This window comes from Burkholderia pseudomultivorans, assembly GCF_902499075.1.
In the GTDB taxonomy this organism is placed as follows: Bacteria; Pseudomonadota; Gammaproteobacteria; order Burkholderiales; family Burkholderiaceae; genus Burkholderia; species Burkholderia pseudomultivorans.
This window is the reverse complement of sequence record NZ_CABVPP010000068.1, coordinates 1-22,980: the sequence shown is the minus strand read 5'-3', so window position 1 is coordinate 22,980 and position 22,980 is coordinate 1. Positions and strand designations below refer to the sequence as shown.

The 22,980-nt window shown below is 70.5% G+C and carries 20 protein-coding genes and 2 riboswitches; of the genes, 9 read left to right on the top strand and 11 right to left on the bottom strand.

Annotated elements, in window-relative coordinates:
* Positions 1-89: 89 nt before the first annotated feature.
* Positions 90-1,487 (top strand): ethanolamine ammonia-lyase subunit EutB, encoded by a 1,398-nt coding sequence (locus tag BST28156_RS29960; RefSeq protein ID WP_174904109.1) that lies wholly within the window; start codon positions 90-92, stop codon positions 1,485-1,487.
* Positions 1,484-2,290, top strand: a complete 807-nt coding sequence (gene eutC / locus BST28156_RS29955) for an ethanolamine ammonia-lyase subunit EutC (protein WP_174904108.1) — start codon at positions 1,484-1,486, stop codon at positions 2,288-2,290. The genes BST28156_RS29960 and eutC overlap by 4 nt, the downstream gene beginning before the upstream one ends.
* 143 nt (positions 2,291-2,433) lie before the next feature.
* Here eutC and BST28156_RS29950 read toward each other — a convergent pair whose 3' ends face one another.
* Positions 2,434-3,318 (bottom strand): LysR family transcriptional regulator, encoded by an 885-nt coding sequence (locus tag BST28156_RS29950; protein ID WP_174904107.1) that lies wholly within the window; start codon positions 3,316-3,318, stop codon positions 2,434-2,436.
* Between the two features lie 146 nt (positions 3,319-3,464).
* Between BST28156_RS29950 and BST28156_RS29945 the strand changes: the two genes are divergently transcribed.
* Positions 3,465-5,111 (top strand): MFS transporter, encoded by a 1,647-nt coding sequence (locus BST28156_RS29945; RefSeq protein ID WP_254596441.1) that lies wholly within the window; start codon positions 3,465-3,467, stop codon positions 5,109-5,111.
* Positions 5,112-5,154: 43 nt separating this feature from the next.
* On the opposite strand, the gene BST28156_RS29940 is transcribed toward BST28156_RS29945, so the two are convergent.
* The gene (locus BST28156_RS29940) at positions 5,155-5,763 is read right to left on the bottom strand and encodes a pyridoxamine 5'-phosphate oxidase family protein (protein ID WP_174904118.1); all 609 of its coding nucleotides are present in this window, start codon (positions 5,761-5,763) and stop codon (positions 5,155-5,157) included.
* Positions 5,764-5,900: 137 nt separating this feature from the next.
* On the opposite strand from BST28156_RS29940, the gene exaC reads away from it, so the two are divergent.
* The 3 genes from exaC to BST28156_RS29925 all read left to right on the top strand — a co-directional run bounded on the left by exaC (position 5,901) and on the right by BST28156_RS29925 (position 9,519).
* The gene (exaC, locus tag BST28156_RS29935) at positions 5,901-7,427 is read left to right on the top strand and encodes an acetaldehyde dehydrogenase ExaC (RefSeq protein WP_040126407.1); all 1,527 of its coding nucleotides are present in this window, start codon (positions 5,901-5,903) and stop codon (positions 7,425-7,427) included.
* Between the two features lie 299 nt (positions 7,428-7,726).
* Positions 7,727-8,269: a hypothetical protein gene (locus BST28156_RS29930; RefSeq protein ID WP_060245939.1), complete on the top strand. Its 543-nt coding sequence runs from the start codon at positions 7,727-7,729 to the stop codon at positions 8,267-8,269.
* Positions 8,270-8,487: 218 nt separating this feature from the next.
* A complete protein-coding gene (locus BST28156_RS29925) occupies positions 8,488-9,519 on the top strand; it encodes a helix-turn-helix domain-containing protein (RefSeq protein WP_174904106.1) in 1,032 nt (343 codons plus the stop codon).
* Positions 9,520-9,587: 68 nt separating this feature from the next.
* Here BST28156_RS29925 and BST28156_RS29920 read toward each other — a convergent pair whose 3' ends face one another.
* Complete coding sequence (locus tag BST28156_RS29920) at positions 9,588-10,694, bottom strand: glycosyltransferase family protein (protein ID WP_174904105.1); 1,107 nt, start codon at positions 10,692-10,694, stop codon at positions 9,588-9,590.
* Positions 10,691-12,394, bottom strand: coding sequence for a thiamine pyrophosphate-binding protein (locus BST28156_RS29915; RefSeq protein WP_174904104.1), 1,704 nt, complete (start codon positions 12,392-12,394; stop codon positions 10,691-10,693). The genes BST28156_RS29920 and BST28156_RS29915 overlap by 4 nt, the downstream gene beginning before the upstream one ends.
* A gap of 189 nt (positions 12,395-12,583) precedes the next feature.
* Between BST28156_RS29915 and vapB the strand changes: the two genes are divergently transcribed.
* Positions 12,584-12,820, top strand: a complete 237-nt coding sequence (gene vapB, locus BST28156_RS29910; protein ID WP_006408845.1) for a type II toxin-antitoxin system VapB family antitoxin — start codon at positions 12,584-12,586, stop codon at positions 12,818-12,820.
* Entirely contained in the window at positions 12,820-13,221 is a 402-nt protein-coding gene (locus BST28156_RS29905) for a type II toxin-antitoxin system VapC family toxin (protein ID WP_174904103.1), read from the top strand. The genes vapB and BST28156_RS29905 overlap by 1 nt, the downstream gene beginning before the upstream one ends.
* Positions 13,222-13,342: 121 nt before the next feature.
* On the opposite strand, the gene BST28156_RS29900 is transcribed toward BST28156_RS29905, so the two are convergent.
* The 7 genes from BST28156_RS29900 to BST28156_RS29870 all read right to left on the bottom strand — a co-directional run bounded on the left by BST28156_RS29900 (position 13,343) and on the right by BST28156_RS29870 (position 22,775).
* The gene (locus tag BST28156_RS29900) at positions 13,343-14,731 is read right to left on the bottom strand and encodes an L-serine ammonia-lyase (RefSeq protein ID WP_060245944.1); all 1,389 of its coding nucleotides are present in this window, start codon (positions 14,729-14,731) and stop codon (positions 13,343-13,345) included.
* Between the two features lie 30 nt (positions 14,732-14,761).
* Positions 14,762-15,904: an alginate lyase family protein gene (locus tag BST28156_RS29895; protein WP_174904102.1), complete on the bottom strand. Its 1,143-nt coding sequence runs from the start codon at positions 15,902-15,904 to the stop codon at positions 14,762-14,764.
* A gap of 150 nt (positions 15,905-16,054) precedes the next feature.
* On the bottom strand, positions 16,055-18,982 hold the full coding sequence (gene gcvP / locus BST28156_RS29890; RefSeq protein ID WP_174904101.1) for an aminomethyl-transferring glycine dehydrogenase: 2,928 nt from the start codon (positions 18,980-18,982) through the stop codon (positions 16,055-16,057).
* Between the two features lie 133 nt (positions 18,983-19,115).
* On the bottom strand, positions 19,116-19,496 hold the full coding sequence (gene gcvH, locus BST28156_RS29885; protein ID WP_009694337.1) for a glycine cleavage system protein GcvH: 381 nt from the start codon (positions 19,494-19,496) through the stop codon (positions 19,116-19,118).
* A gap of 117 nt (positions 19,497-19,613) precedes the next feature.
* Entirely contained in the window at positions 19,614-20,732 is a 1,119-nt protein-coding gene (gcvT, locus tag BST28156_RS29880; RefSeq protein WP_009694338.1) for a glycine cleavage system aminomethyltransferase GcvT, read from the bottom strand.
* Between the two features lie 84 nt (positions 20,733-20,816).
* A riboswitch (glycine riboswitch) is annotated at positions 20,817-20,950 on the bottom strand.
* A gap of 32 nt (positions 20,951-20,982) precedes the next feature.
* Positions 20,983-21,084: riboswitch (glycine riboswitch) on the bottom strand.
* A 110-nt stretch (positions 21,085-21,194) separates the two neighbouring features.
* Complete coding sequence (locus tag BST28156_RS29875) at positions 21,195-21,557, bottom strand: hypothetical protein (RefSeq protein WP_060245947.1); 363 nt, start codon at positions 21,555-21,557, stop codon at positions 21,195-21,197.
* Between the two features lie 165 nt (positions 21,558-21,722).
* Positions 21,723-22,775: an oxidoreductase gene (locus BST28156_RS29870; protein ID WP_040126413.1), complete on the bottom strand. Its 1,053-nt coding sequence runs from the start codon at positions 22,773-22,775 to the stop codon at positions 21,723-21,725.
* On the opposite strand from BST28156_RS29870, the gene BST28156_RS29865 reads away from it, so the two are divergent.
* On the top strand, positions 22,723-22,980 hold a 258-nt coding region (locus BST28156_RS29865), incomplete at its 3' end, for a hypothetical protein (protein ID WP_217451821.1). The genes BST28156_RS29870 and BST28156_RS29865 overlap by 53 nt on opposite strands.

Here is a 22,980-nt window from a genome sequence, read left to right as displayed (position 1 = left end):
GACGAAGCCGAACGGCCGTTCCTGACGGCATCGGCGCGCCCGGTCGCAGCGGGCGCGCCGCCGGTTTTTTGGGCAAGGAGACACGCACGATGTCCTACACGGAGACGATCGGCCCGCGCACGTACCGTTTCGCGGACCTGAAGACGCTGCTCGCGAAGGCGAGCCCGCTGCGCTCCGGCGACCAGCTCGCCGGCGTCGCGGCGGCGAGCGAGGAGGAGCGCGTCGCCGCGAAGATCGCACTGGCGGCCGTGCCGCTGCGCGCATTCCTGAACGAAGCGCTGATCCCGTACGAGGACGACGAGGTCACGCGGCTGATCGTCGACGATCACGACGCGGCCGCGTTCGCGGACATCTCGCACCTGACCGTCGGCGATTTCCGCAACTGGCTGCTGTCGCCCGCGGCCGACGGCGCGGCGCTCGAGCGCATCGCGCCGGGCCTCACGCCGGAGATGGTCGCGGCGGTATCGAAGCTGATGCGCAACCAGGACCTGATCGCGGCCGCGCGCAAGCGCCGCGTCGTCACGCGCTTTCGCAACACGGTCGGGCTGCCGGGCCGGATGTCGGTGCGGCTGCAGCCGAACCACCCGACCGACGACGTGAAGGGGATCGCCGCGTCGATGCTCGACGGGCTGATGTACGGCTGCGGCGACGCGATGATCGGCATCAACCCGGCCACCGACAGCCTCGCGGCGATCGTCAGGCTGCTGGCGATGATCGACGCGTTCCGCGAACGCTATCGCGTGCCGACGCAATCCTGCGTGCTGACGCACGTGACCAACACGATCGCGGCGATCGACAAGGGCGCGCCGGTCGACCTCGTGTTCCAGTCGATCGCCGGCACCGAGAAGGCGAACGCGAGCTTCGGGATCTCGCTCGCGCTGCTCGCCGAAGCGCGCGAGGCCGCGTTGTCGCTCAAGCGCGGCACGGTCGGCGACAACCTGATGTACTTCGAGACCGGGCAGGGCAGCGCGCTGTCCGCGAACGCGCATCACGGCGTCGACCAGCAGACCTGCGAGGTGCGCGCGTACGCGGTCGCGCGCAAGTTCGAGCCGTTCCTCGTGAACACGGTGGTCGGCTTCATCGGCCCCGAATACCTGTACGACGGCAAGCAGATCATCCGCGCGGGGCTCGAGGATCACTTCTGCGGCAAGCTGCTCGGCGTGCCGATGGGCTGCGACATCTGCTACACGAACCATGCGGAGGCCGACCAGGACGACATGGATACGCTGCTGACGCTGCTCGGCGCGGCGGGCATCAACTTCATCATGGGGATTCCGGGCGCCGACGACGTGATGCTGAACTACCAGAGCACGTCGTTCCACGATCAGCTGTACGTGCGCGAAGTGCTCGGGCTGCGCCGCGCGCCCGAGTTCGAGGAATGGCTGGAGGCGATGGAGATCGCCGACGCGCACGGCGCGCTGCGCGCCGCGACGTCCCGCGTGCCGCTGCTCGCGGGCGCGAACGACTGGATGGGGCTGTCAGCATGAGCGATGCCGTCGAACGGAACCCGTGGGGCGAGCTGAAGGCGTTCACGAATGCGCGGATCGCGCTCGGTCGCGCGGGCAACAGCCTGCCGACCGCGCCGCTGCTCGCGTTCAACCTGTCGCACGCGCAGGCGCGCGACGCGGTGCACCAGCCGCTCGACGCGGACGCGCTGCGTCGCGAGATTGAGGCGGCCGGCCTGCTGCCGACGCTCGGCGTGCAGAGCGCCGCGCCGGATCGCGACCACTATCTGCGCCGGCCCGATCTCGGCCGCAAGCTGTCGGACGACAGCCGCGGGCTGCTGGCCGGCTACGGCGCGGCGCTCGACGACGCGCCCGACCTGGTGTTCGTGGTCGGCGACGGCCTGTCGGCGTTCGCGGCCGCGAAGCAGGCGCTGCCGCTGCTGCAGGCGGTGCGGCCGCGGCTCGACGCGGACGGCTGGCGGATCGGCCCGGTGGTGGTCGCGAAGCAGGCGCGCGTCGCGCTCGGCGACGAGATCGGCGAGCTGCTGCGCGCGAAGGCCGTCGCGATGCTGATCGGCGAGCGGCCGGGGCTCAGTTCGCCGGACAGCCTCGGCGTGTACCTGACGTGGGCGCCGAAGGTCGGCTGCCACGACGCGCTGCGCAACTGCATCTCGAACGTGCGGCCCGAAGGGCTGCCGCACGACGCGGCTGCGCACAAGCTGCACTACCTGCTCACGCATGCGCGCCGGCTCGGGCTCACGGGCGTCGGGCTCAAGGACGACAGCGACGCGCTGCTGCCGGGCGCGCCGGCCGAACGGATCTCGGCGGGGGTGACGACCGGGTAGCGACCGGGGGGCGCGCGGCGGTGGTCGGCTTGCCCGCAGCGGCCGGACAGCCCGTCGCGGCTGTGTCGGTGCGAGCGTGCGGCGCGGCCGGCCTTGCCGTGCGCCACGCTCGCGCTCGCGCTCGCTCGCGCAGTGCCCGGTCGCTACCGGAACAGCCGCTCGCACAGAAAATCGACGAACACGCGCAGCTTCGGCGACAGCTGCCGGCTCGACGGCCACACGATCGAGAACTGTCCGGGCGCGATCCGGTACTCGTCGAGCACGGTGACGAGTGCGCGCTGCTCGAGCGCGTCGCGCGCGAGGAAGTCCGGCATGTAGCCGATGCCGAGCCCGGCGAGCACCGCGCCGCGCAGCGCCTCCATGTTGTTGCAGGTCATCGCGGTGCGCAGCTTCAGCGGCGTGCCGTCGTCGGCCGCGAGCGCCCAGTCCTGCAGCTTGCCGGTGGTCGGGAAGCAGTAGCGCACGCAATCGTGCGCGGCCAGCTCGCGCGGCGTGCGCGGCGTGCCGGCCCGCGCGAGATACGCGGGCGTCGCGCACAGCACGAACCCGAACGGGCCGAGCCGCCGCGACATCAGGCTCGAATCCGACAGCGGGCCGCTGCGGATCACCGCGTCGAAGCCGCCTTCGACGACGTCGACCATCCGGTCGTTGAAATCGAGATCGAGCTCGACGTCCGGGTAGCGCGCCCTGAATTCGGGCAGCACCGGCAGCAGGAACCGGTAGCCGATCACCGGCAGGCTCACGCGCAGCTTGCCGCGCGGGCGCTGCGCGGACGCGCTCACGGTCGCCTCCGCATCGCGGAAATCCTCGAGGATGCGCTGACAGCGTTCGTAGAAGTGCCGCCCTTCGTCGGTCAGCGTCACGCGCCGCGTCGTGCGGTTGAACAGGCGCACGCCGAGCGACTGCTCGAGCCGCGCGATCGTCTTGCCGACCGCCGATGCCGAGATGCCGAGCGCGCGGCCGGCCGCGACGAAGCTGAGCGCTTCCGCGGTGCGGACGAACGCGACGATGCCGTTCAGGTTGTCCATCGACAGGGATATGGGGATGCGTTGAGGGTAATTACGGAATTTTAATCCGCTATATCCGGATTTCGAGCGGGTTTTTCCGCGATTGAATCGGATTTATCTTGTGTCGCTCGTATGGCGCGTAGGCGCCGGCCTTACAAGGAGCGATGATGGATCACCCGTTTTCCGCCGTTGCGGCGCGCCGGCGCAGGTTCGTGCTGGCCGCCGTCTGCATGGCTGCCGTCGCGCTACCGCTGTCCTTTTCCGGCGGCGCGGTCGCGACGCCCGCGATCGGTCGCGCGCTGCACGGCGGCCCGGTCGCGATGAACTGGATCACCAATGCGTTCATGCTCGCGTTCGGCAGCTTCCTGATGGCGGCCGGCGCGCTGGCCGACCAGTTCGGCCGCAAGCGCGTGTTCGCGATCGGCGTCGGCGGCTTCACGCTGACGTCGGTCGCGCTCGCGTTCGCGCCGTCGATCCTCGTGCTCGACCTGCTGCGCGCCGCGCAGGGGCTCGCGGCGGCCGCGGCGCTCGCGGGCGGCACCGCCGCGCTCGCGCAGGAGTTCGACGGCGCGGCGCGCACGCGTGCGTTCAGCCTGCTCGGCACGACGTTCGGCGTCGGGCTCGCGTTCGGGCCCGTGATCGCCGGCTGCCTGATCGAGCACGGCGGCTGGCGCGCGATTTTCGTGACCGGCGCGGTCGCGGGCGCGCTGTCGCTTGCGTTCGGGCTGCCGCGCCTGCAAGAGTCGCGCGACCCGCACGCGACCGGGCTCGACTGGCCCGGCACGGTCGCGTTCACCGCCGCGCTGACGCTGTTCACGTTCGGCGTGATCGACGCGCCCGCGCGCGGCTGGACCGATCCGCTCGTGATCGCACTGCTGGCCGGCGCGGCGCTCGGCGCGCTCGCATTCATCGCGATCGAGACGCGCGTCGCGCGGCCGATGCTCGACCTGTCGCTGTTCCGCATCGCGCGCTTCGTCGGCGTGCAGGTGCTGCCGGTGTCGACCTGCTGCTGCTACATCGTGCTGCTGGTCGTGCTGCCGCTGCGCTTCATCGGCATCGACGGCTTCAGCGAGATCGACGCGGGCTGGCTGATGCTCGCGATTTCCGCGCCGATGCTGGTCGTGCCGTTCGTCGCGGCGACGCTCGCGCGCCGGCTGTCGGCCGGCCTGATCTCGGGGCTCGGGCTGGTCGTCGCGGCGGCCGGGCTGGTCTGGCTCGACGTCGCGCTGCGCGGCGGCGCGGGGCCGGCGGCGATCGCGCCGATGCTCGCGATCGGCGTCGGTGCCGGCTTGCCGTGGGGGCTGATGGACGGACTGTCGGTGAGCGTCGTGCCGAAGTCGCGCGCGGGAATGGCGACCGGGATCTTCAGTACGACCCGCGTCGCGGGCGAGGGGATCGCGCTGGCGGTCGTCGGCGCGGTGCTCGCGGCGCTCGCGCATGCGGGGCTGCGGCAGGCGGTCGGCGCAGGCGCCACGACGGACGCGACCGACGCCACGATACGCGCCGCCGCACGGCTCGCGACCGGCGATCTTGCCGGTGCGGCAGCCGCGCTGCCGGGCGTCGGCCATGCGGCGCTGCTCGCGAGCTATGCGCATGCGTTCGACCGGCTGCTGATCGGGCTGGCCGTCGTCACGCTGCTGTGCGCGGTGGTCGTGTTCGTGTTTCTCGGCGGACGGCAGCAGCCGGAGGATGACGGCGGTGCCGAGAGCGTCGTCGCCGATGCTTCCGCGCGGGCCGTAGGCGAGGCCGAAGTCGAGGGCGTTGCCCGACATGGCCGGCGTGCACCGGCCTGCGCGGAGGCGGGCGGGCGCTGACGCGCGTCGGCCCGTTTCGTCGACGATCGCTTGCGACGACGCCTCAAGCCAGCACGAGCGGCGGCAGCGCCGTATCGGCCCGCGACTGCGCGCGCTCGACCGCGACGACGACATGGCGTCGCGCGTCGGGCCATCGATGCGCCCATCGTCCGGCGTCCTCGTCGATCGTCGCGCGCCCCTGCACGAGCCACGTCGTCTGGCGCTCGAACTCGACGAACAGCAGCGCGATTGCCGGGTTCACGAGCAGGTTGCCGATCGTGTTGAACAGGTTGTTGCCCGCGAAGTCGGGCAGCACCAGCGTGCCGGCGTCGGCGACCTCGACCAGCGGTTCGAACGAGCCGTCGGCGCGCGGCTGCCGGCCGCGGTACGAGCAGTCGCTGTTGCCGTCCGCATCGGCGGTCGCGACGATCAGGAACGCCTGTTCGCGAATGAACGCGATCGCGTCGTCGGTGAGGTGGCCGGCTGGACTCATGGTGTCGGGCGGCGCGCAGGCCGCGGCGTGGGGATGCGCACTCCGCACGCAAGCGACATGCCACGCGCGCCGCGCCGCGCATGCCGTACGCGTCGCGCGCCGCCGCTGTGAAAAATCCGAACACCGGCCGCGCCGCTGCGCAATCGCGCTGTTCAGAATCGGCACAGTCGCGCGCCGCAGGCCGGCGCGTCGCCCCGCGCGCGGCGGGCCGGCCGCTCTCGTCGTGCATCGCAGCCGTTTGGCACGCAGTTTGCGTAAAGGAGGCAGCGCGATCCAACCGGCGCTGTATTCACAAGCACGATGAACAGGAGACATGTATGAACCCGTTTGACCTGAAGCAACTGGGCCTCGACGTCGAATATCCGTATCGTCAGCAGTACGACAACTACATCGGCGGCAAGTGGGTTCCGCCGGTGAAGGGCGAGTATTTCGAGAACGTCTCGCCGATCAACGGCCAGCCGTTCTGCCGCGTGCCGCGCTCGAGCGCCGACGACATCGACGTCGCGCTGGACGCCGCGCATGCCGCGCGCCGCAAATGGGGCAAGACCTCGGTGGCCGAGCGCGCGAACCTGCTGCTCGCGGCCGCCGATCGGATGGAAAAGAACCTGAAGCTGCTGGCGGTCGCCGAGACGATCGACAACGGCAAGCCGCTGCGCGAGACGATGGCGGCCGACCTGCCGCTCGCGGTCGATCACTTCCGCTATTTCGCGGGCTGCATCCGCGCGCAGGAAGGCGGCATTTCCGAGATCGACGACAACACGGTCGCGTATCACTTCCACGAGCCGGCCGGCGTCGTCGGCCAGATCATTCCGTGGAACTTCCCGCTGCTGATGGCCGCATGGAAGCTCGCACCGGCGCTCGCGGCCGGCTGCTGCGTGGTGATGAAGCCGGCCGAGCAGACGCCCGCGTCGGTGCTCGTGCTGATGGAACTGATCGGCGACCTGTTCCCGCCGGGCGTGATCAATATCGTGAACGGTTTCGGCAAGGAAGCGGGCGAAGCGCTCGCGACCAGCAAGCGGATCGCGAAGATCGCGTTCACGGGTTCGACGCCGGTCGGCAAGCACATCCTGCACGCGGCGGCCGACAACCTGATCCCGTCGACGGTCGAACTGGGCGGCAAGAGCCCGAACGTGTTCTTCGCCGACGTGCTCGACCAGGACGACGCGTTCCTCGACAAGGCGCTCGAAGGCCTCGCGATGTTCGCGCTGAACCAGGGCGAGGTGTGCACGTGCCCGTCGCGCATCCTGATCCAGGAATCGATCTACGACCGCTTCATCGAGAAGGCCGTCGCGCGCGTCGAGCGCATCAAGGCCGGCCACCCGCTCGACCTGCAGACGATGATCGGCGCGCAGGCGTCGCAGCAGCAGCTCGACAAGATCCTGTCGTACATCGACATCGGCCGCGGCGAAGGCGCGCAATGCCTGACGGGCGGCGAGCGCACGGCGCCGGCCGCCGAGCTGAACACGGGCTACTACGTGAAGCCGACGATGCTGCTCGGCAACAACAAGATGCGCGTGTTCCAGGAAGAGATCTTCGGGCCGGTCGCGTCGGTGATGACGTTCAAGGACGAGCAGGAAGCGATCGAGCTCGCGAACGACACGTTCTACGGGCTCGGCGCCGGCGTGTGGACGCGCAACGGCACGCGCGCGTACCGGATGGGCCGCGAGATCGAGGCGGGCCGCGTGTGGACCAACTGCTACCACCTGTACCCCGCGCACGCGGCGTTCGGCGGCTACAAGCAGTCCGGGATCGGGCGCGAAACGCACAAGATGGCGCTGTCGAACTACCAGCAGACGAAGTGCCTGCTGGTCAGCTACCAGGCCGAGGCGCTCGGGTTCTTCTGATCGCCGGTGCGGGGGCGAGGCGCGGGCGCCGGCCGGTCGGCACGGATGGGCATGTGCCGGCCGGTTCGGTCGCCGCGTTTCGACGATGGATTTCCGGCTGCGAGCCGGCGCCGGCCGGGTGACGTGCGCGTCGCCCGGCTGGTATCCGGTTCGTGCGGCGGCGCGGCGTTCGACGCGGCGTGGCTCGGTTCGGTTGTCCGCCGAGCCCGCGACGTCGACGCGTTCCCGCTGCATTCGCCGGCCACGGTTTCTACTGCGCGGCCCGCTCGTGGCGGCGCATCATTCCTGGCAGCATCGACATGACCGAACCGTCCCGACCCCATTCGCGGCATCCGGTATTCCACGCAGGCGAGCTGGATGCGCATCGCCGCTTCGGCGTCGCCGACGAGGCCGAACGGATGAGCGAGGTCGTGACGACGCGGCTGTCGATCGGCGTGCGGCAATTCATCGAGACGCAGCCGTTCATGTTCGTCGGCACGGCCGGCGGCGGGCCGGCGCCCGTGACCTGCGACATCGTGCAGAGCCGGCGCGACGCGGGCGGCGGCCTGCTGCCCGTGGTCCGCGTGATCGATACGAAGACGCTGCGCTTCGCATTGCCGGTGCACGGCGACCGGATCGATGCGGCGCGGTGCGACGGCCGCGGCGTCGGACTGCTGTTCGTCGATTTCATGCGCGGCGTGCGCTACCGGATCAATGGCCGCGCGACGCTGCGCACGGACCTGTCCGACGCGGACGCGGCGCCCTGGCCGGCCGGCAGCCCGATCGTCGAACTGGCGGTCGCGCAGGCGTACGGCAACTGCGGCACGCGGGTCGTGCGGCTGCGGCTCGCGAACGACCGCTAGGCGGCGGGCATCGGCGATATGCCGCTTGATGGCGCGCGCCGGCCCGCCACGGTTCGGCGGGCGCACCGCCGGCGTGCGCGCGGCGCGGCGTCCGGGCACGCCCGCATGGTGCGCGCCGGCCGCAACGCGTTGAATGACGGGCTTGTCGCCGGATCGCGCGCGGTTCGGCACGGGACTTGCGTGACCGGCGCGGTGGCGGGCAGCAGAAGGAGGGCAAGATGGATCAACGAGTGGATCGCGACGACGAACCGACGGCCGAAGACACGCGGCGCAGCGCGCAGGGCGACGACGCGCCGGCCGGGCAGGCCGTCGTCAGCGTCGCGCACGACGCCGACGAGCAGGCGCGCAACCTGATCGGCTGGCGGCAAACCTACGACCAGCTCGCGGCGGGCCGCTTCGTCGGCACGCTGACCGAGCTGCCGCTCGACACGATGAAGCTGTTCCGCGAATCGACCAGCCACATGCTGCGCCAGGCGTGCGAGGTGCGCGGCGATGCGTACTGGTTCGGCATCCCGGTCGCGAACGACGGCACGGCGCGCGTCGACGCGTGCCGCATCGGCCCCGGCGCGCTTGCGTTCCGGCCCGGCAACGTCGAATTCGAACTGCTGACGCCCGCGCAGTTCTCGATCTACGGCGTCGTCGTGCGCGGCGACGTGTTGCGCCGCTATGCGGAGCAGGTCGAGCGCCGCGTGCTCGACGAGCAGCGCTTCGCGCAGCAGCGCGTGATGCAGGTCGGCGACGCAAGGCTTGCGCGCCTGTGCGCGCTGCTCGGCCGCCGGCTCGACGCCGCGGCGGCCGGCGACGGCCCGCTGCCCGACGCGCAGCGCGACGACTTGCAGGCGGAGGTGCTGGCCGCGCTGTTCGACGTATGCGCGCAGCCGGGCGACGACGGCGGCGGCGCTGCGCCTTCGACGCGGCGCTGGATCGTCGAGCAGGCGCGCGACTACGTGCTCGCGCATCGCACGCGCCCGGTCGGCGTGCCCGAGCTGTGCGAGCAGCTGCACGTGAGCCGCCGCACGCTGCAGTACTGCTTCCAGGACGTGCTCGGGATGGCGCCCGCGACCTATCTGCGCACGCTCAGGCTGAACGGCGCGCGGCGCGACCTGTGCGGCCGGGCGGCGGGTTCGGTGCAGGATGTCGCCGAGGCGTGGGGCTTCTGGCACCTGAGCCAGTTCGCGACCGACTACCGGCGCCTGTTCGGCAAGCGGCCGTCGGATACGCTGCGCGAGCGCGAGGCGGTGGCGGGATAGGCGCGAAGGCGGCGCCGCAAGGCGGGGCAACTGCGGCGCTGGCGGCTTTGCGGCCGGCCGCTGTTTCCCTATTCGGCCGTGGTCGCGGCCGTCGCCGCACGCGCTGCCGGCCACGCGAGCGCATCCCAGTCGACCGCGCGATACGCGGCCTCGACGGCCGCGAGATCGTCCGGCCGTTCGCTGCGATGGAGGCCGTGCAGTCCGGCCGGCACGTCGAGCGCGACCGGCACGCAATGCGGATAGTCGCGCGCGCGCAGCGCCGGCCCGATCGTCGTGAAGCAGGCGAGCGTCGGCACGTCGAAGCCGTCGGCGAGATGCAGCGCGGCCGTATCGGGCGCGAACAGCATGCTGGCGCCCTTGACCCATGCGATGAACCGGGCCGTGTCGCCGGCCGCGTCGGCGCTCACGTCGACGTATGCGGGATGCGCGACCGGCCCGAAGCCCACCACCGGCAGGCCGTAGCGCTGCGCGAGCCGGTCCACGAGCGGCGTGCGCAGCGCGGGCGGCACGCTGCGCACTGCGGTGCTCGCGTCCGGGCAGAACAGCACGTACGGCCGGTGCCATGCCGCCGGCAGCGCGGGCAGCGCCAGCCGCGCGAGCCAGCGGTTGCGCTTCGCCGACGCGGGCACAGCGGCCGGGTCCGCGCCGAGCGCGTCGAGGAAGAAGTCGATCATCGGCTGCCGCGCGAATGCGGGCCAGTACAGATGATTGCCGACGTCGATGCACGGCGTCTGCGGCGGCAGCGCATCGGCGCGATACGGCAGTGCGCGGATGGGCGCGACGACGCCGGCTGCCAGCGCATACAGCGCTTCGACGTAGCGCGGCGCGCGGGCCGGCCGATACAGCGTGAAGCACACGTGCGGATGCGCGTCGCGCAGCGCGGCAAGCGCGGTCAGCCCGATCACCGAGTCGCCGAGCGTGACGCCCATCCCGTTGACCACGTGCACCTGCGTTGCACGACCGTAGTCGAGCCGGAACGGCCGGTGCGCGCCATGCAGCAGCCCGAGCGCGGGCGCGGCCGGCACGTGGCCGACGGCGCGCGCGCTGCCGTGTTCGAGGTCGTACGGCGCGACGAGCGTGCCGTCGGGCGCGAGCAGCGTGCCGGGCAGCGCGAGCGCGTCGTCGTGCGACAGCGCGGCGACGCCGGGCGGCATGGCATACGCGGCCACCGTCATTCGCCGCGCGCGCGGCGACCCTGTTCGCGGATCTGTTCGAGCGTCGCGGCCGGCGTGCTGGCGTCCTGCGGGATGCGGATCTCGATCAGCGCGGGCAGCCCGCAGGTCAGCGCGCGTTCGAGCGCCGGCGCGAAATCGGCGGTGCGCTCGACCGTCTCGCCATGTGCGCCGAATGCGCGCGCATACGCGGCGAAATCGGGATTGGTAAGCCCGGTGCCGTGCACGCGCCCCGGATAGTTGCGTTCCTGATGCATGCGGATCGTGCCGAAATGACCGTTGTTGACGACGATCACGACGATGTTCAGCCCGTACTGCATCGCGGTCGCGAGCTCGTTGCCGGCCATCATGAAGCAGCCGTCGCCCGCGAGCGCGACGACGGCCCGCGACGGATACAGCGACTTCGCGGCGAGCGCGGCCGGCACGCCGTAGCCCATCGCGCCGCTGGTCGGCGCGAGCTGCGAGCGGAAATGCCGGTACGCGAAGTGGCGATGCAGCCAGATCGCGTAGTTGCCTGCGCCGTTGGTCAGGATCGCGTCGTGCGGCAGCCGCTCGCGCAGCTGCACCATCACGTCGCCGAGCTGGACGTCGCCAGGCATCGGCAGTGGCGCGTGCCATTCGCGGTACGCGCGATGCGCGTCGGCGGCCGTGCCGGCCCACGCGGGGCGCGCCGGCGGTTCGAGCGCGGCGAGCGGCGCCGCGATCTCGGGCATCCCCGACACGATCGGCAGGTCGGCCGCATACACGCGGCCGAGCTCGTCCGCACCCTGATGCACGTGGATCAGCGTCTGGCGCGTCTTCGGGATGTCGAGCAGCGTATAGCCGCCAGTGGTCGCCTCGCCGAGGCGCGGCCCGATCACGAGCAGCAGGTCGGCATCGCGGATGCGCTTCGCGAGCGCCGGGTTGATCCCGAGCCCGACGTCGCCCGCGTAGTTCGGGTGCGCGTTGTCGATCGTGTCCTGGTAGCGGAACGCGCACGCGACCGGCAGTTGCCAGCGCTCGACGAAGGCGCGCAGGTTCGCGCAGGCGTCGGGCGTCCAGCCGCTGCCGCCGACGATCGCGAACGGCCGTTCCGCGCGCACCAGCCGCTCGCGCAGCTCGTCGATCTGCGCGGCCGACGGCGCCGCGGCGATCCGCTTGGCGGCGGGCGCGACGGGTTGCGGCGCGCACGCTTCGGACAGCACGTCCTCGGGCAGCGCGAGCACGACGGGCCCCGGGCGGCCGGCGGTCGCGACGTGGAACGCATGGCTCAGGTATTCGGGGATGCGGCGCGGATCGTCGATCTGCGCGACCCATTTCGCCATCTGGCCGAACATCCGGCGGTAGTCGATTTCCTGGAATGCTTCGCGGTCGAGGTGCTCGCGCGCGCACTGGCCGACGAACAGAATCATCGGCGTCGAATCCTGGAACGCGGTGTGCACGCCGATCGACGCGTGCGTCGCGCCGGGCCCGCGCGTGACGAACGCGATGCCGGGGCGGCCGGTCAGCTTGCCGACCGCCTCGGCCATGTTCGCGGCGGCCGCCTCGTGGCGGCAGACGACCGTCTGGATGCGCGCGGTGTCGTCCGCCAGCGCGTCGAGTACGGCGAGAAAGCTCTCGCCCGGCACGCAGAACACGCGTTCGACGTGATTGGCGAGCAACGCATCGACGAGCAGTCGCGCGCCGGTGGTGGCGGGCTGCTCGAGATCCTTGGAATGCGACATGGGCTGCCGTCTCCCTGGGTAGCGGGACGTACAGCTTACGCCCGTTGGCGGGCCTCCGGTACGCCGGCCGGTGAAAAGTGTCGGAACGCGGGGAGGGCGCGGGCCGGGTTGTGTACACACACGGATTTACATTGGACGAAAAAACGACCTAATGTACATCCTTCGTACATCCGTAATGGGAGACATGACATGCATACCACCCGGGTCTTCCGGAATGGCAACTCGCAGGCGGTGCGGATTCCCGCGGATCTGGCTTATGAGCGCAGCGATATCGAACTCGAAATCGAGCGTGTCGGCGACGAAATTCGCATCCGGCCTGCGCGGCGGCCGCTGACCGGCGTGCTTGGCAAGTTCGCGAAATTCGGGCCGGATTTCATGGCCGAGGGGCGCGGCGATCAGGAACAGGCCGAGCGCGAGGGTTGGTGATGCCGCGCTACATGCTCGACACCAACATGTGCCTCTATCTGATGAAGAACCAGCCGGAGCAGGTCGCGCGGCGTTTCGCGCAGTGCTACACGGGGGACGTCGTCATGTCGGCGATCACCTATGCGGAACTCGAGTACGGCGTGACGGTATGCGCCAATCCGGCCCGCGAACGCCGCAATCTCGCCGCGCTGATCGAGGATATCCCGGTTGCGCCGTTCGACGGAGCGGCTGCGCAGGCATACGGCCCCATTCGCGAGGCGACGCGGGAACGCAAGAAGGATCATCTCGACAAGCTGATCGGCGCGCACGCGGTATCGCTCGACGTCGTGCTGGTGACCACCAACGAGCGGGATTTCGCGAGTTATCCGGGCTTGAGGCTGGAGAACTGGCTGATCGGCTAGCACGCAGATGCTGCGGCCAGCCGGTTCGAATGGCCGCGAGGGCGGCCGGCGCGCAACGGCCCGCCGATGAAAGGCGCGCGCGTATCGCGCGGCCGGGTCGAGCGGCCGTGACCGCCGACGCTCAGCACTCGACGATATTCACCGCCAGCCCGCCGCGCGACGTTTCCTTGTACTTCGTCTTCATGTCGGCGCCCGTCTCGCGCATCGTCTTGATCACCGAATCGAGCGACACGTAGTGCGAGCCGTCGCCGCGCAGCGCCATGCGCGCCGCGTTGACGGCCTTCACCGACGCCATCGCGTTGCGCTCGATGCACGGGATCTGCACCATCCCGCCGACCGGGTCGCAGGTGAGGCCGAGGTTGTGCTCCATGCCGATCTCGGCCGCGTTCTCGACCTGGCGCGGCGTGCCGCCGAGCACCGCCGCGAGCGCGCCGGCCGCCATCGAGCAGGCGACGCCCACCTCGCCCTGGCAGCCGACTTCCGCGCCCGAAATCGACGCGTTGAGCTTGTAGAGGATGCCGATCGCCGCGGCCGTCAGCAGGAAGTCGATCACGCCCTGTTCGTTCGCGCCGGGCGTGAAGCGCGTGTAGTAGTGCAGCACGGCCGGGATGATGCCGGCCGCGCCGTTGGTCGGCGCGGTGACGACGCGGCCGCCCGCCGCGTTTTCCTCGTTGACCGCGATCGCGTACAGGTTGATCCAGTCGACCATCGACAGCGGATCCTGCAGCGCGCGCTCCGGGTTGCCGGTCAGCGCGCGGTACAGCTGCGGCGCACGACGCTTGACCTGGAACGGCCCGGGCAGGTTGCCGTCGGCGTCCGGGTTGCCGATCCCGCAGCCGCGCGACACGCACGACTGCATCACCGCCCAGATCTTCAGCAGCCCGTCGCGCGTCTCCTGCTCGGTGTGCCACGCGCGTTCGTTCTCCCACATCAGCTGCGCGATCGACTTGCCGGTCGACTCGGTCAGCGCGAGCAGCTCCGCACCGGTGCGGAACGGGTGCGTCATCTGCTCGGCCGCGCTCAGCACCTTCGTGTTCGGCGCGCCGGCCGTCACGACGAAGCCGCCGCCGACCGACAGGTACGTGCGTTCGACCAGTACCGCGCCGTTCGCGTCGCTCGCGCGCAGCTTCATCCCGTTCGGATGCTCGGGCAGCGCCTGCCGGTAGAACGCGATGTTCTCCTTCAGCACGAACGGCACCGGATGCGTGCCGAGCAGCGCGAGCTGCTTCGACGTGCGCACGGCCTCGAGCCGCGCGTCGATCGTGTCCGGATCGACGGTGTCGGGCGCGTCGCCGAGCAGGCCGAGCATCACGCCGCGGTCGGTGCCGTGACCCTTGCCGGTCGCGCCGAGCGAGCCGTACAGCTCGACCTTCACCTGCGCGGTTGCATCGAGCAGCCCGTCGCGCTCGAGGCCCTGGACGAACATCAGCGCCGCGCGCATCGGTCCGACCGTATGCGAGCTGGACGGACCGATGCCGATCTTGAAGAGGTCAAACACGCTGACTGCCATTTGGATTCCTGCCTTGCTTTAAGAGTAGTGCTAGCGCGCCTGCAATGGCAGGCACGCAGCGAGCCATGCGGGCGGCGTTGGGGAAAGCTGCTGCGCGACGCGGGCGTAGCGTCCGTCGAGCCGCGCGGCCAGATGAAAGAGTTCGGTGGCGTTTTTCGGGTCCCACTGCCCCGTATAGCCCGGCAGCCCGGCCTCGCGGCGCTGGGCGTCGAACGGCACCGGCGAGTGCACGAATTCCTCGTGCGTCTTCTCGCCGCGCGCGTACGGCACCAGCCAGTCGAGCGCGGCCGCGAGCGTTGCGCCGTTCGCGCCGCGCTCGCGCAGCCAGTTGCGGTTGAAGCGGCGCGCGGCGAGCGCGGCCGTCACCAGCGGCTGCAGGTCGTAGACGGCATAGTGCAGCGCGTCGCGTTCCTCGAAGTCCCAGGTCGTGCCGTCCGGGCCGATGTTGTCGGCCAGATGCTCGACGAACAGCCGCTGCGCGGCATTCATCATCTTGCGGTCGCCGAGCGTGAACGCCGACAGCGCGATCAGCTTGATCCGGTGGCTCTGCCAGTTGTTGCGCCAGGTGCCGGTGAGCGGGCGCTTCTGCGCGTCGATCTGCGCGACGTAGCCGGCGCCGAGCTTCGCGATGAACGCGGACGCCGCGTTGCGCGTCTTCACCGGCAGCGCGCTCGCGGTCATGTCGTACGCGAGGATCAGGCTTTCGAAGCGCGTCTCGTCGATCGGGTTGAAGCTCGGCTGGTAGGTCGCGACCCACGCCGACAGGAAGCGGTCGACGAGCTGCAGGTAGCGCGGCGCGTTGGTCACGCGCCACGCGAGCGCGGCGTCGCGCATCAGGTCCATGTCCTTCAGCGCGTCGGCGCTCTGGTCGTAGATGCCCTGGTGCGGCAGCGTGCCTTCGGTATGCACGCGCGCCATCGCCTTCGGCTGCTCGCCGAGGCGCGCGTCGACGCTGCGGATCAGCGCCTGCACGCCGGGTTCGGCCTGCGTCGTCTCGCTGGCCTGCAGCGCGGGCGCCGCGCAGAAATTCATCGCCGCGTGCGCACTGCCGGCCGCGCCGAAGCCGGCAGCGGCGAACGACAGCGACGCGACGAAGGTCGGCACGAAACGGCGTGCGCGCACGCGTCGCCGCGCTGGCCTGTCGACATGGCCCGGAAACATCGGACGCACCATGCGGAACTCCTTCATTGGCTGGATCGCGTGTGATGTTAGCCGGATTGGGGGACAAGCGTGAGCCGGATCGGCGTCAAATGCAAAAACCGCACGCAACGCGGAGTTGCGTGCGGTGTCGGGCGCCATCGGGCGATCCGGGCGCCGCGCGCGTTACGCGTATTCCGACATCGGCACGCACGCGCAGAACAGGTTGCGGTCGCCATAGGCGTTGTCCGCGCGGCCGACCGGCGGCCAGTACTTGTTCGTGCCGAGCGACGCGACCGGGTACGCAGCCTGCTCGCGCGTGTACGCATGCGGCCATTCGTTCGCGGCGACGACGGCAGCCGTGTGCGGCGCGTGGCGCAGCGGGTTGTCCTCGCGATCGGCGCGGCCTTCCTCGACCGCGCGGATTTCGTCGCGGATCGCGATCATCGCGGCGATGAAGCGGTCGAGTTCTTCCTGCGATTCCGATTCGGTCGGCTCGACCATCAGCGTGCCCGGCACCGGGAAGCTCATCGTCGGCGCATGGAAGCCGTAGTCCATCAGGCGCTTCGCGACATCGTCGACGGTGATCCCGCTCGATTCCTTGAGCGGCCGCAGGTCGAGAATGCACTCGTGCGCGACCAGCCCGCCCGGGCCCGAGTACAGCACCGGATAGTGCGGCGCGAGACGCTTCGCGATGTAGTTCGCGTTGAGGATCGCGGTTTCGGTCGCGGCGGTCAGGTTCTTCGCGCCCATCATCGCGATGTACATCCACGAGATCGGCAGGATCGACGCCGAGCCGTACGGCGCGGCCGATACCGCGCCGATGCCGTGCTCTTCGCGCGTGTAGCCGGTCGAACGCTGGTTCGGCAGGAACTTCGCGAGGTGCGGGCCGACCGCGACCGGGCCGACGCCCGGGCCGCCGCCGCCGTGCGGGATGCAGAAGGTCTTGTGCAGGTTCAGGTGCGATACGTCGCCGCCGAACTGGCCCGGCGCGGTCAGGCCGACCATCGCGTTCATGTTCGCGCCGTCGACGTACACCTGGCCGCCGTGCGCGTGCACGATCTCGCAGATCTCGCGCACGTTCTGCTCGAACACGCCGTGCGTCGACGGATAGGTGATCATGATCGCCGCGAGGTTCGCCGAATGCTGCTCGGCCTTCGCCTTCAGGTCGGCGATATCGACGTTGCCCTGCGCGTCGCACGCGACGACCACGACCTTCATGCCGGCCATGTGCGCGGACGCCGGGTTGGTGCCGTGCGCGGACGCCGGGATCAGGCACACGTCGCGGTGGCCTTCGCCGCGCGACGCGTGGTACGCGTGGATGATCAGCAGGCCCGCGTACTCGCCCTGCGAGCCCGCGTTCGGCTGCAGCGACACGGCCGCGTAGCCGGTGGCCGCGACCAGCATCTGCTCGAGCTGGTCGATCATCTCGCGGTAGCCGACGGTCTGGTCGGCCGGCGCGAACGGGTGAATGCGGCCGAATTCGGGCCATGTGACCGGCAGCATTTCCGACGTCGCGTTCAGCTTCATCGTGCACGAGCCGAGCGGGATCATCGAGCGGTCGAGCGCGAGATCCTTGTCCGACAGGCTGCGCAGGTAGCGCAGCATTTCCGTTTCGGAATGGTGGCGGTTGAACACGTGGTGCGTCAGGTACGCGCTCGTGCGAACCAGGCCGGCCGGCAGCGCGGCGTCGCCGCCGAGGCCCGCGTCCAGCGCGTCGACGTCCGGCGCGGTGCCGCCCGCCGCCTGCGCGAACACCGCGAGCAGCGTGGCGAGATCGTCGCGCGTCGTCGTTTCGTCGACGGACACGCCGACCTGCGTGTCGCTGACGCGGCGCAGGTTGATGCGCTGCGCGGCGGCGAATTGATGGACCTGCGCGGTGCGCGCGCCGGTGTCGATCGTCAGCGTGTCGAAGAAGGTGTCGTTGACGGTCGCGAAGCCGAGCTGCTTCACGCCGGCGGCGACCAGCGCCGCGACGCGGTTCACGCGCAGCGCGATCGTCTTCAGGCCGTGCGGGCCGTGGTAGACCGCATACATGCTCGCCATGATCGCGAGCAGCGCCTGCGCGGTGCAGACGTTCGACGTCGCCTTCTCGCGGCGGATGTGCTGCTCGCGCGTCTGCAGCGCGAGGCGCAGCGCGGGCTTGCCCTGCGCGTCGACGGTCACGCCGACGAGGCGGCCCGGCATCTGGCGCTTGAACTCGTCGCGCACGGCCATGTAGGCGGCGTGCGGGCCGCCGAAGCCCATCGGCACGCCGAAGCGCTGCGTGTTGCCGACCGCGACGTCCGCGCCCCATTCGCCGGGCGGCGTCAGCAGGGTCAGCGCGAGCAGGTCGGCCGCGACGACGACATGGCCGCCGGCCGCGTGGATCGCTTCGGTGAGCGCGCGGTAGTCGCGCACGTCGCCGTTCACGCCCGGGTATTGCAGCAGCACGCCGAACGCGTTCGACTGCGCGGCATCGGCGGCCGGGCCGGTCTTGACCTCGATGCCGACCGGCAGCGCGCGCGTGCGGATCACTTCGAGCGTTTGCGGCAGCACGTCGTCGGCGACGTAGAACACGTTCGACTTCGGCTTGCCGGCGCGCTGCAGCAGCGTCATCGCCTCGGCCGCGGCGGTCGCCTCGTCGAGCAGCGACGCGTTCGAGATCGCGAGGCCCGTGAGGTCGGTCACCATTTGCTGGAAGTTCAGGAGCGCCTCGAGGCGGCCCTGGGAAATTTCGGGCTGGTACGGCGTATAGGCCGTGTACCACGCCGGGTTTTCGAGCACGTTGCGCAGGATCACGGCCGGCGTATGCGTGTCGTAATAGCCTTGGCCGATATAGGAGCGGAACACCTGGTTCTTGTCCGCGAGCGCGCGCAGCGCGGCGAGCGCTTCGGCCTCGCTCTTCGGCTGGGCGAACGGGCCGAGCGGCAGCGTTTCGGCGCGGCGGATCGAGGCCGGGATCACGGCGTCGATCAGCGCGGCGCGCGACGCGAAGCCGAGCGTGTCGAGCATGGCCTGCTGGCTGGCGGCGTCGGGGCCGATGTGGCGTTCGGCGAACGCGTCGTGCGTTTCGAGCGCGGCGAGCGAGAGGGGCGTGCGGTTCATCAGGCGGTCCGGGTGTTCGAGCTTCATGGCGTTCCTATGTCGACCCGAGGGCGCGCGTCGGCGCGTTCGGGCCCCATGCTGTGCGGTCGACCGGCGCTGGCGCCAGCGCCGGTCGCGCGCGGGACCGGACGGCCGGCTCCGCGCAGTTCGGGGAATAAAGTCAGTCGATCAGCTTGCCGTAGGCTGCGGCGTCGATCAGCTTGTCGGTCGATGCGCCGTCCGCGAGCTTGATCTTGAACAGCCAGCTCGCGTAGGCGTCGCTGTTGACTGCGTCGGGCGTGTCGACGATGGCTTCGTTGATCGCGACGACTTCGCCGGACACCGGCGAGTAGATGTCGGATGCCGCCTTCACCGACTCGACGACGCCGACCGCGTCGCCCGCCGTCACCTGCTTGCCGACTTCCGGCAGTTCGAGGAAGACGATGTCGCCGAGCGTGCTCTGCGCGTGATCGGTGATGCCGACCGTCAGCGTGCCGTCTGCTTCGGTGCGGATCCACTCGTGTTCGTCGGTGTACTTCAGATCGGCCGGGACGTTGCTCATCGGATGCTCCTGGATAAAAGTGTGTGATTCGTTCTGCTGGCGCGCCGCGCGGACGCGCCGGATGTAAGGTTCGCCGGGCGCCATCTCCCGGCGTGCCGGGAGGCGGCCTCCCGGTCGTTACGCAGCGAGGACCTTGCCGTTGCGCACGAACGGCAGTTTTACCACGCGCGCGGGAAGTTGCTTGTCACGAATCTGCACATGGACCGTGTCGCCGACCTGGACGGCCGCCGGCACGCGCGCGAACGCGATCGATTCCTGCATCGACGGCGAGAACGTGCCGCTCGTGATCTCGCCTTCGCCGTGCGGCGTGACGACCTTCTGGTGCGCGCGCAGCACGCCGCCCGCCTTGCCGTTTTCCTTCTGCAGGATCAGGCCGACGAACGCGGCGCGCGAGCCGTCGCGCTCGAGCGCGGCGCGGCCGACGAAGTCGCGCGGCGCCGACAGGTCGACCGTCCACGCGAGGCCCGCGTCGAGCGGCGAGACGGTGTCGTCCATGTCCTGGCCGTACAGGTTCATGCCGGCCTCGAGGCGCAGCGTGTCGCGCGCGCCGAGCCCGCACGGGCGCACGCCGTTTTGCTGCAGCGCGTTCCACAGCGCCTCGACGTGTACGGCCGGGACGATGATCTCGAAGCCGTCCTCGCCCGTGTAGCCGGTGCGCGCGACGGTGAGGTCGCCGAACGGCGTGCCGGCGACCTGCGCGGCGTTGAACGGCTTCAGCTCGCTCGTCGCGGCGCGCGCGGCCGGAATCGTCGTCCAGGTCTTTTCGCGGGCGTTCGGGCCCTGCACGGCGACGATCGCGAAATCGCGGCGCGGCGCGATCGTCACGCCGTAGCCGCCCTGTTCGTTGAGCTGGTTGAACCACGCGATGTCCTTGTCGGCGGTGCCGGCATTGACGACGACGCGGAAGAAGTCTTCGGTGAAGTAATAGACGATCAGGTCGTCGATGACGCCGCCCTGCGGATTGAGCAGGCACGAGTAGAGCGCCTTGCCGGGCGTCTTGAGCTTGCCGACGTTGTTCGCGATCGCGTGCTCGAAGAAGGCGCGCACGCGGCTGCCGGTGAAATCGACGACGCACATGTGCGACACGTCGAACATGCCGGCGTCGGTGCGCACGGCTTCGTGTTCTTCGATCTGCGAGCCGTAGTTGACGGGCATGTCCCAGCCGCCGAAGTCGACCATGCGGGCATTGAGCGCGCGGTGCGCGGCGTTGAGCGGGGTATGTTTCAGTGCAGTCATCGAGGCCTCAGGCAAGGCGCTTGCGCGCGGATCAGAACGGCCATGTGCCGACCGCCGCGGCCGCGAGCCGGCGAGCGATCCTGTACATGCCCCTCTGTCCTCGATACCTGAGAGATTGCGCTGCGGGCAAAGCCCGGCGAACGCGCGCCCCTTCGGTGGGCAGCCTGCCCGCGCCGCATCGGCGCAGCGGGCTACTGCCGCTCTCCAGAGTGCGGGGAGTGCGGCCCGCGCAATGCACGGACGGCGTTCCCCGACGCGGTCGGTCCTTTTGCCTGAGAGTTTGCGGGTGTGCCCCTTCGGCGGCGCGACCGGCGTTCAACAACGCGGTCACACGCTCTCCCGACGCGTGCGGGCGACTGTACGCGAGCGGCCCGGCCTTGTCAATTTGGGCAAAAGAATGTCGCTTCGCGACAAGCGGCGGCAGGGCGCCGCCGCTTTTTTCGTCGCCGGCGGGCGCCGGCCTTACTCGCCGATCGCGCGCGCGGCCGTGTCGAGTTCCTGGTTCAGCACGCGCTGCTCGTCGCCGGACAGGCCGCCGCCGTGCTGCGCCGACATGTCGTTCGATTCCTGGCGGATCACGTCGAGGCGATGGTGCAGCTGCGCGCCGTACGGCGGCGGGTAGTAGCCGCCGTTGACGCGGGCGTCGATCCGGCGATGCAGGTTGTCGATCCGGCCCTGGATCTGTTGCATCCGCTCGTTCGCGACCACCTGCGGATTCGGCCGCGGCGGCGGCGCCGGCCGGGCCGGTTGCTGCGGCTGGACGATACATGCCGCGAGCGAGGAAACCAGGACGCAGCATGCTGCTGCGCGAATCAACCGTTGCATCACATTCTCCTGACGGTTTGGGTGTCGGATCGACTTTCGGGAAACGCGTCAGACCGGTCGGCCGCTGACTTTCGTTCCCGCTCCATTTGTAACGGAATGTAGGGGCGGGCCGGTCGCGCAGGCTGGTGCGGCTCCGCATGCAGCCAGGCGTGGCCGGCGCGCCGCTCAGACCGTCCGGCGCACGAACGGCAGCCGGCGGCCTTCGTGCTCGCTCTGCGCGGCGAGCTCGATGATCGTCATCACGTCGACGGCGTCCTGCGGCGTAATCGGGAACGGCGCGCCGTCGCGGATCGACGCGGCGAGCGCGCGGTAGAACTCCGCGTACTGGCCGTCGAGCGTCGGCACCGGGCGTTCGAGCTCGACTTCGCCGTCGAGCACGCGCAGCAGGCCGGGCGGGTTGCCGCCGCCGAATTCGACGTCGTCCGGCGTCAGGCCGGCTTTCAGCTGGTCTTCCTGCGTGTCGAGCCCGAACTTCTGGTAGCTGCCGCGCGTGCCGTGCAGCGTGAAGCGCGCGGGCTCGATCGCCGACAGCGCGCTCGCGTGCAGCGTGACGTCCTTGTCCGGATAGCCGAGCAGCAGGTGCACGAAGTCGGGCGCCGCGCCGTTGTCGCGGCGCGTCTTGACGGTCGCGCTGACGGTGTCGGGCAGGCCGAACAGCGCGAGCGCCTGGTCGATCAGGTGCGGGCCGAGATCGAGCAGCAGGCCGCCGCCGCGCGCCGGCTCCTCGCGCCAGCGCGTGCGCGGCGTCGGCCGGAAGCGGTCGAAGTGCGATACGAACGCGGTGAGCCGGCCGAGCTCGCCCGCTTCGACGATGCGGCGCACGGTGAGGAAATCGCCGTCCCAGCGGCGGTTGTGGAATGGCGCGAACAGCCGGCTGCGCGCATTGGCGAGCCGCGCGAGCGCGAGCGCCTCGTCGGCGGTGAGCGTGACGGGCTTGTCGACGACGACGTGGCGGCCCGCTTCGAGCACCTGGCGTGCGAGTGCGAAGTGCGTGTCGTTCGGCGTGGCGATCACCACGCACTCGATGTCGTCGAGGCCGAGCAGCGTATCGAGATCGGCGACGACGCGCGCGCCGGGATAGGCGGCGCGCGCGCGATCGGGCTGCCCCGTCGCGATCGCCGCGACTTCCGTGCGGCCGCTCGCCGCGATCACTGGCGCGTGGAACGTGGCGCCGGCGAAACCGAAACCCATCAGACCAATCCTGAGCAATGACGACATGGCAATCCCTGGCTACGAACGAAACGAAAGGACGGTGCGCCGTAACGGCGCGATGACGACCGGCTATTTTGGCACGGCGGCGATGCGCGCACCGGCCGGTCTGGCGAAATGCGCACCGCGTCGCGGCGCACGCGCGGCGCGCGCCGGCGTTTTGCGCGCATCCGGCGGCGTGGTGCGCGTCGCCGCACCGCGCGCGGCGCGGTGG

Bases quoted from the DNA above. Each gene is read 5' to 3' on its own strand.
- BST28156_RS29960 (WP_174904109.1), top strand. From the start codon at position 90: ATGTCCTACACGGAGACGATCGGCCCGCGCACGTACCGTTTCGCGGAC.
- eutC (WP_174904108.1), top strand. From the start codon at position 1,484: ATGAGCGATGCCGTCGAACGGAACCCGTGGGGCGAGCTGAAGGCGTTC.
- BST28156_RS29950 (WP_174904107.1), bottom strand. From the start codon at position 3,318: ATGGACAACCTGAACGGCATCGTCGCGTTCGTCCGCACCGCGGAAGCG.
- BST28156_RS29945 (WP_254596441.1), top strand. From the start codon at position 3,465: ATGGATCACCCGTTTTCCGCCGTTGCGGCGCGCCGGCGCAGGTTCGTG.
- exaC (WP_040126407.1), top strand. From the start codon at position 5,901: ATGAACCCGTTTGACCTGAAGCAACTGGGCCTCGACGTCGAATATCCG.
- BST28156_RS29930 (WP_060245939.1), top strand. From the start codon at position 7,727: ATGACCGAACCGTCCCGACCCCATTCGCGGCATCCGGTATTCCACGCA.
- BST28156_RS29925 (WP_174904106.1), top strand. From the start codon at position 8,488: ATGGATCAACGAGTGGATCGCGACGACGAACCGACGGCCGAAGACACG.
- BST28156_RS29920 (WP_174904105.1), bottom strand. From the start codon at position 10,694: ATGACGGTGGCCGCGTATGCCATGCCGCCCGGCGTCGCCGCGCTGTCG.
- BST28156_RS29915 (WP_174904104.1), bottom strand. From the start codon at position 12,394: ATGTCGCATTCCAAGGATCTCGAGCAGCCCGCCACCACCGGCGCGCGA.
- vapB (WP_006408845.1), top strand. From the start codon at position 12,584: ATGCATACCACCCGGGTCTTCCGGAATGGCAACTCGCAGGCGGTGCGG.
- BST28156_RS29905 (WP_174904103.1), top strand. From the start codon at position 12,820: ATGCCGCGCTACATGCTCGACACCAACATGTGCCTCTATCTGATGAAG.
- BST28156_RS29900 (WP_060245944.1), bottom strand. From the start codon at position 14,731: ATGGCAGTCAGCGTGTTTGACCTCTTCAAGATCGGCATCGGTCCGTCC.
- BST28156_RS29895 (WP_174904102.1), bottom strand. From the start codon at position 15,904: ATGGTGCGTCCGATGTTTCCGGGCCATGTCGACAGGCCAGCGCGGCGA.
- gcvP (WP_174904101.1), bottom strand. From the start codon at position 18,982: ATGAAGCTCGAACACCCGGACCGCCTGATGAACCGCACGCCCCTCTCG.
- gcvH (WP_009694337.1), bottom strand. From the start codon at position 19,496: ATGAGCAACGTCCCGGCCGATCTGAAGTACACCGACGAACACGAGTGG.
- gcvT (WP_009694338.1), bottom strand. From the start codon at position 20,732: ATGACTGCACTGAAACATACCCCGCTCAACGCCGCGCACCGCGCGCTC.
- BST28156_RS29875 (WP_060245947.1), bottom strand. From the start codon at position 21,557: ATGCAACGGTTGATTCGCGCAGCAGCATGCTGCGTCCTGGTTTCCTCG.
- BST28156_RS29870 (WP_040126413.1), bottom strand. From the start codon at position 22,775: ATGTCGTCATTGCTCAGGATTGGTCTGATGGGTTTCGGTTTCGCCGGC.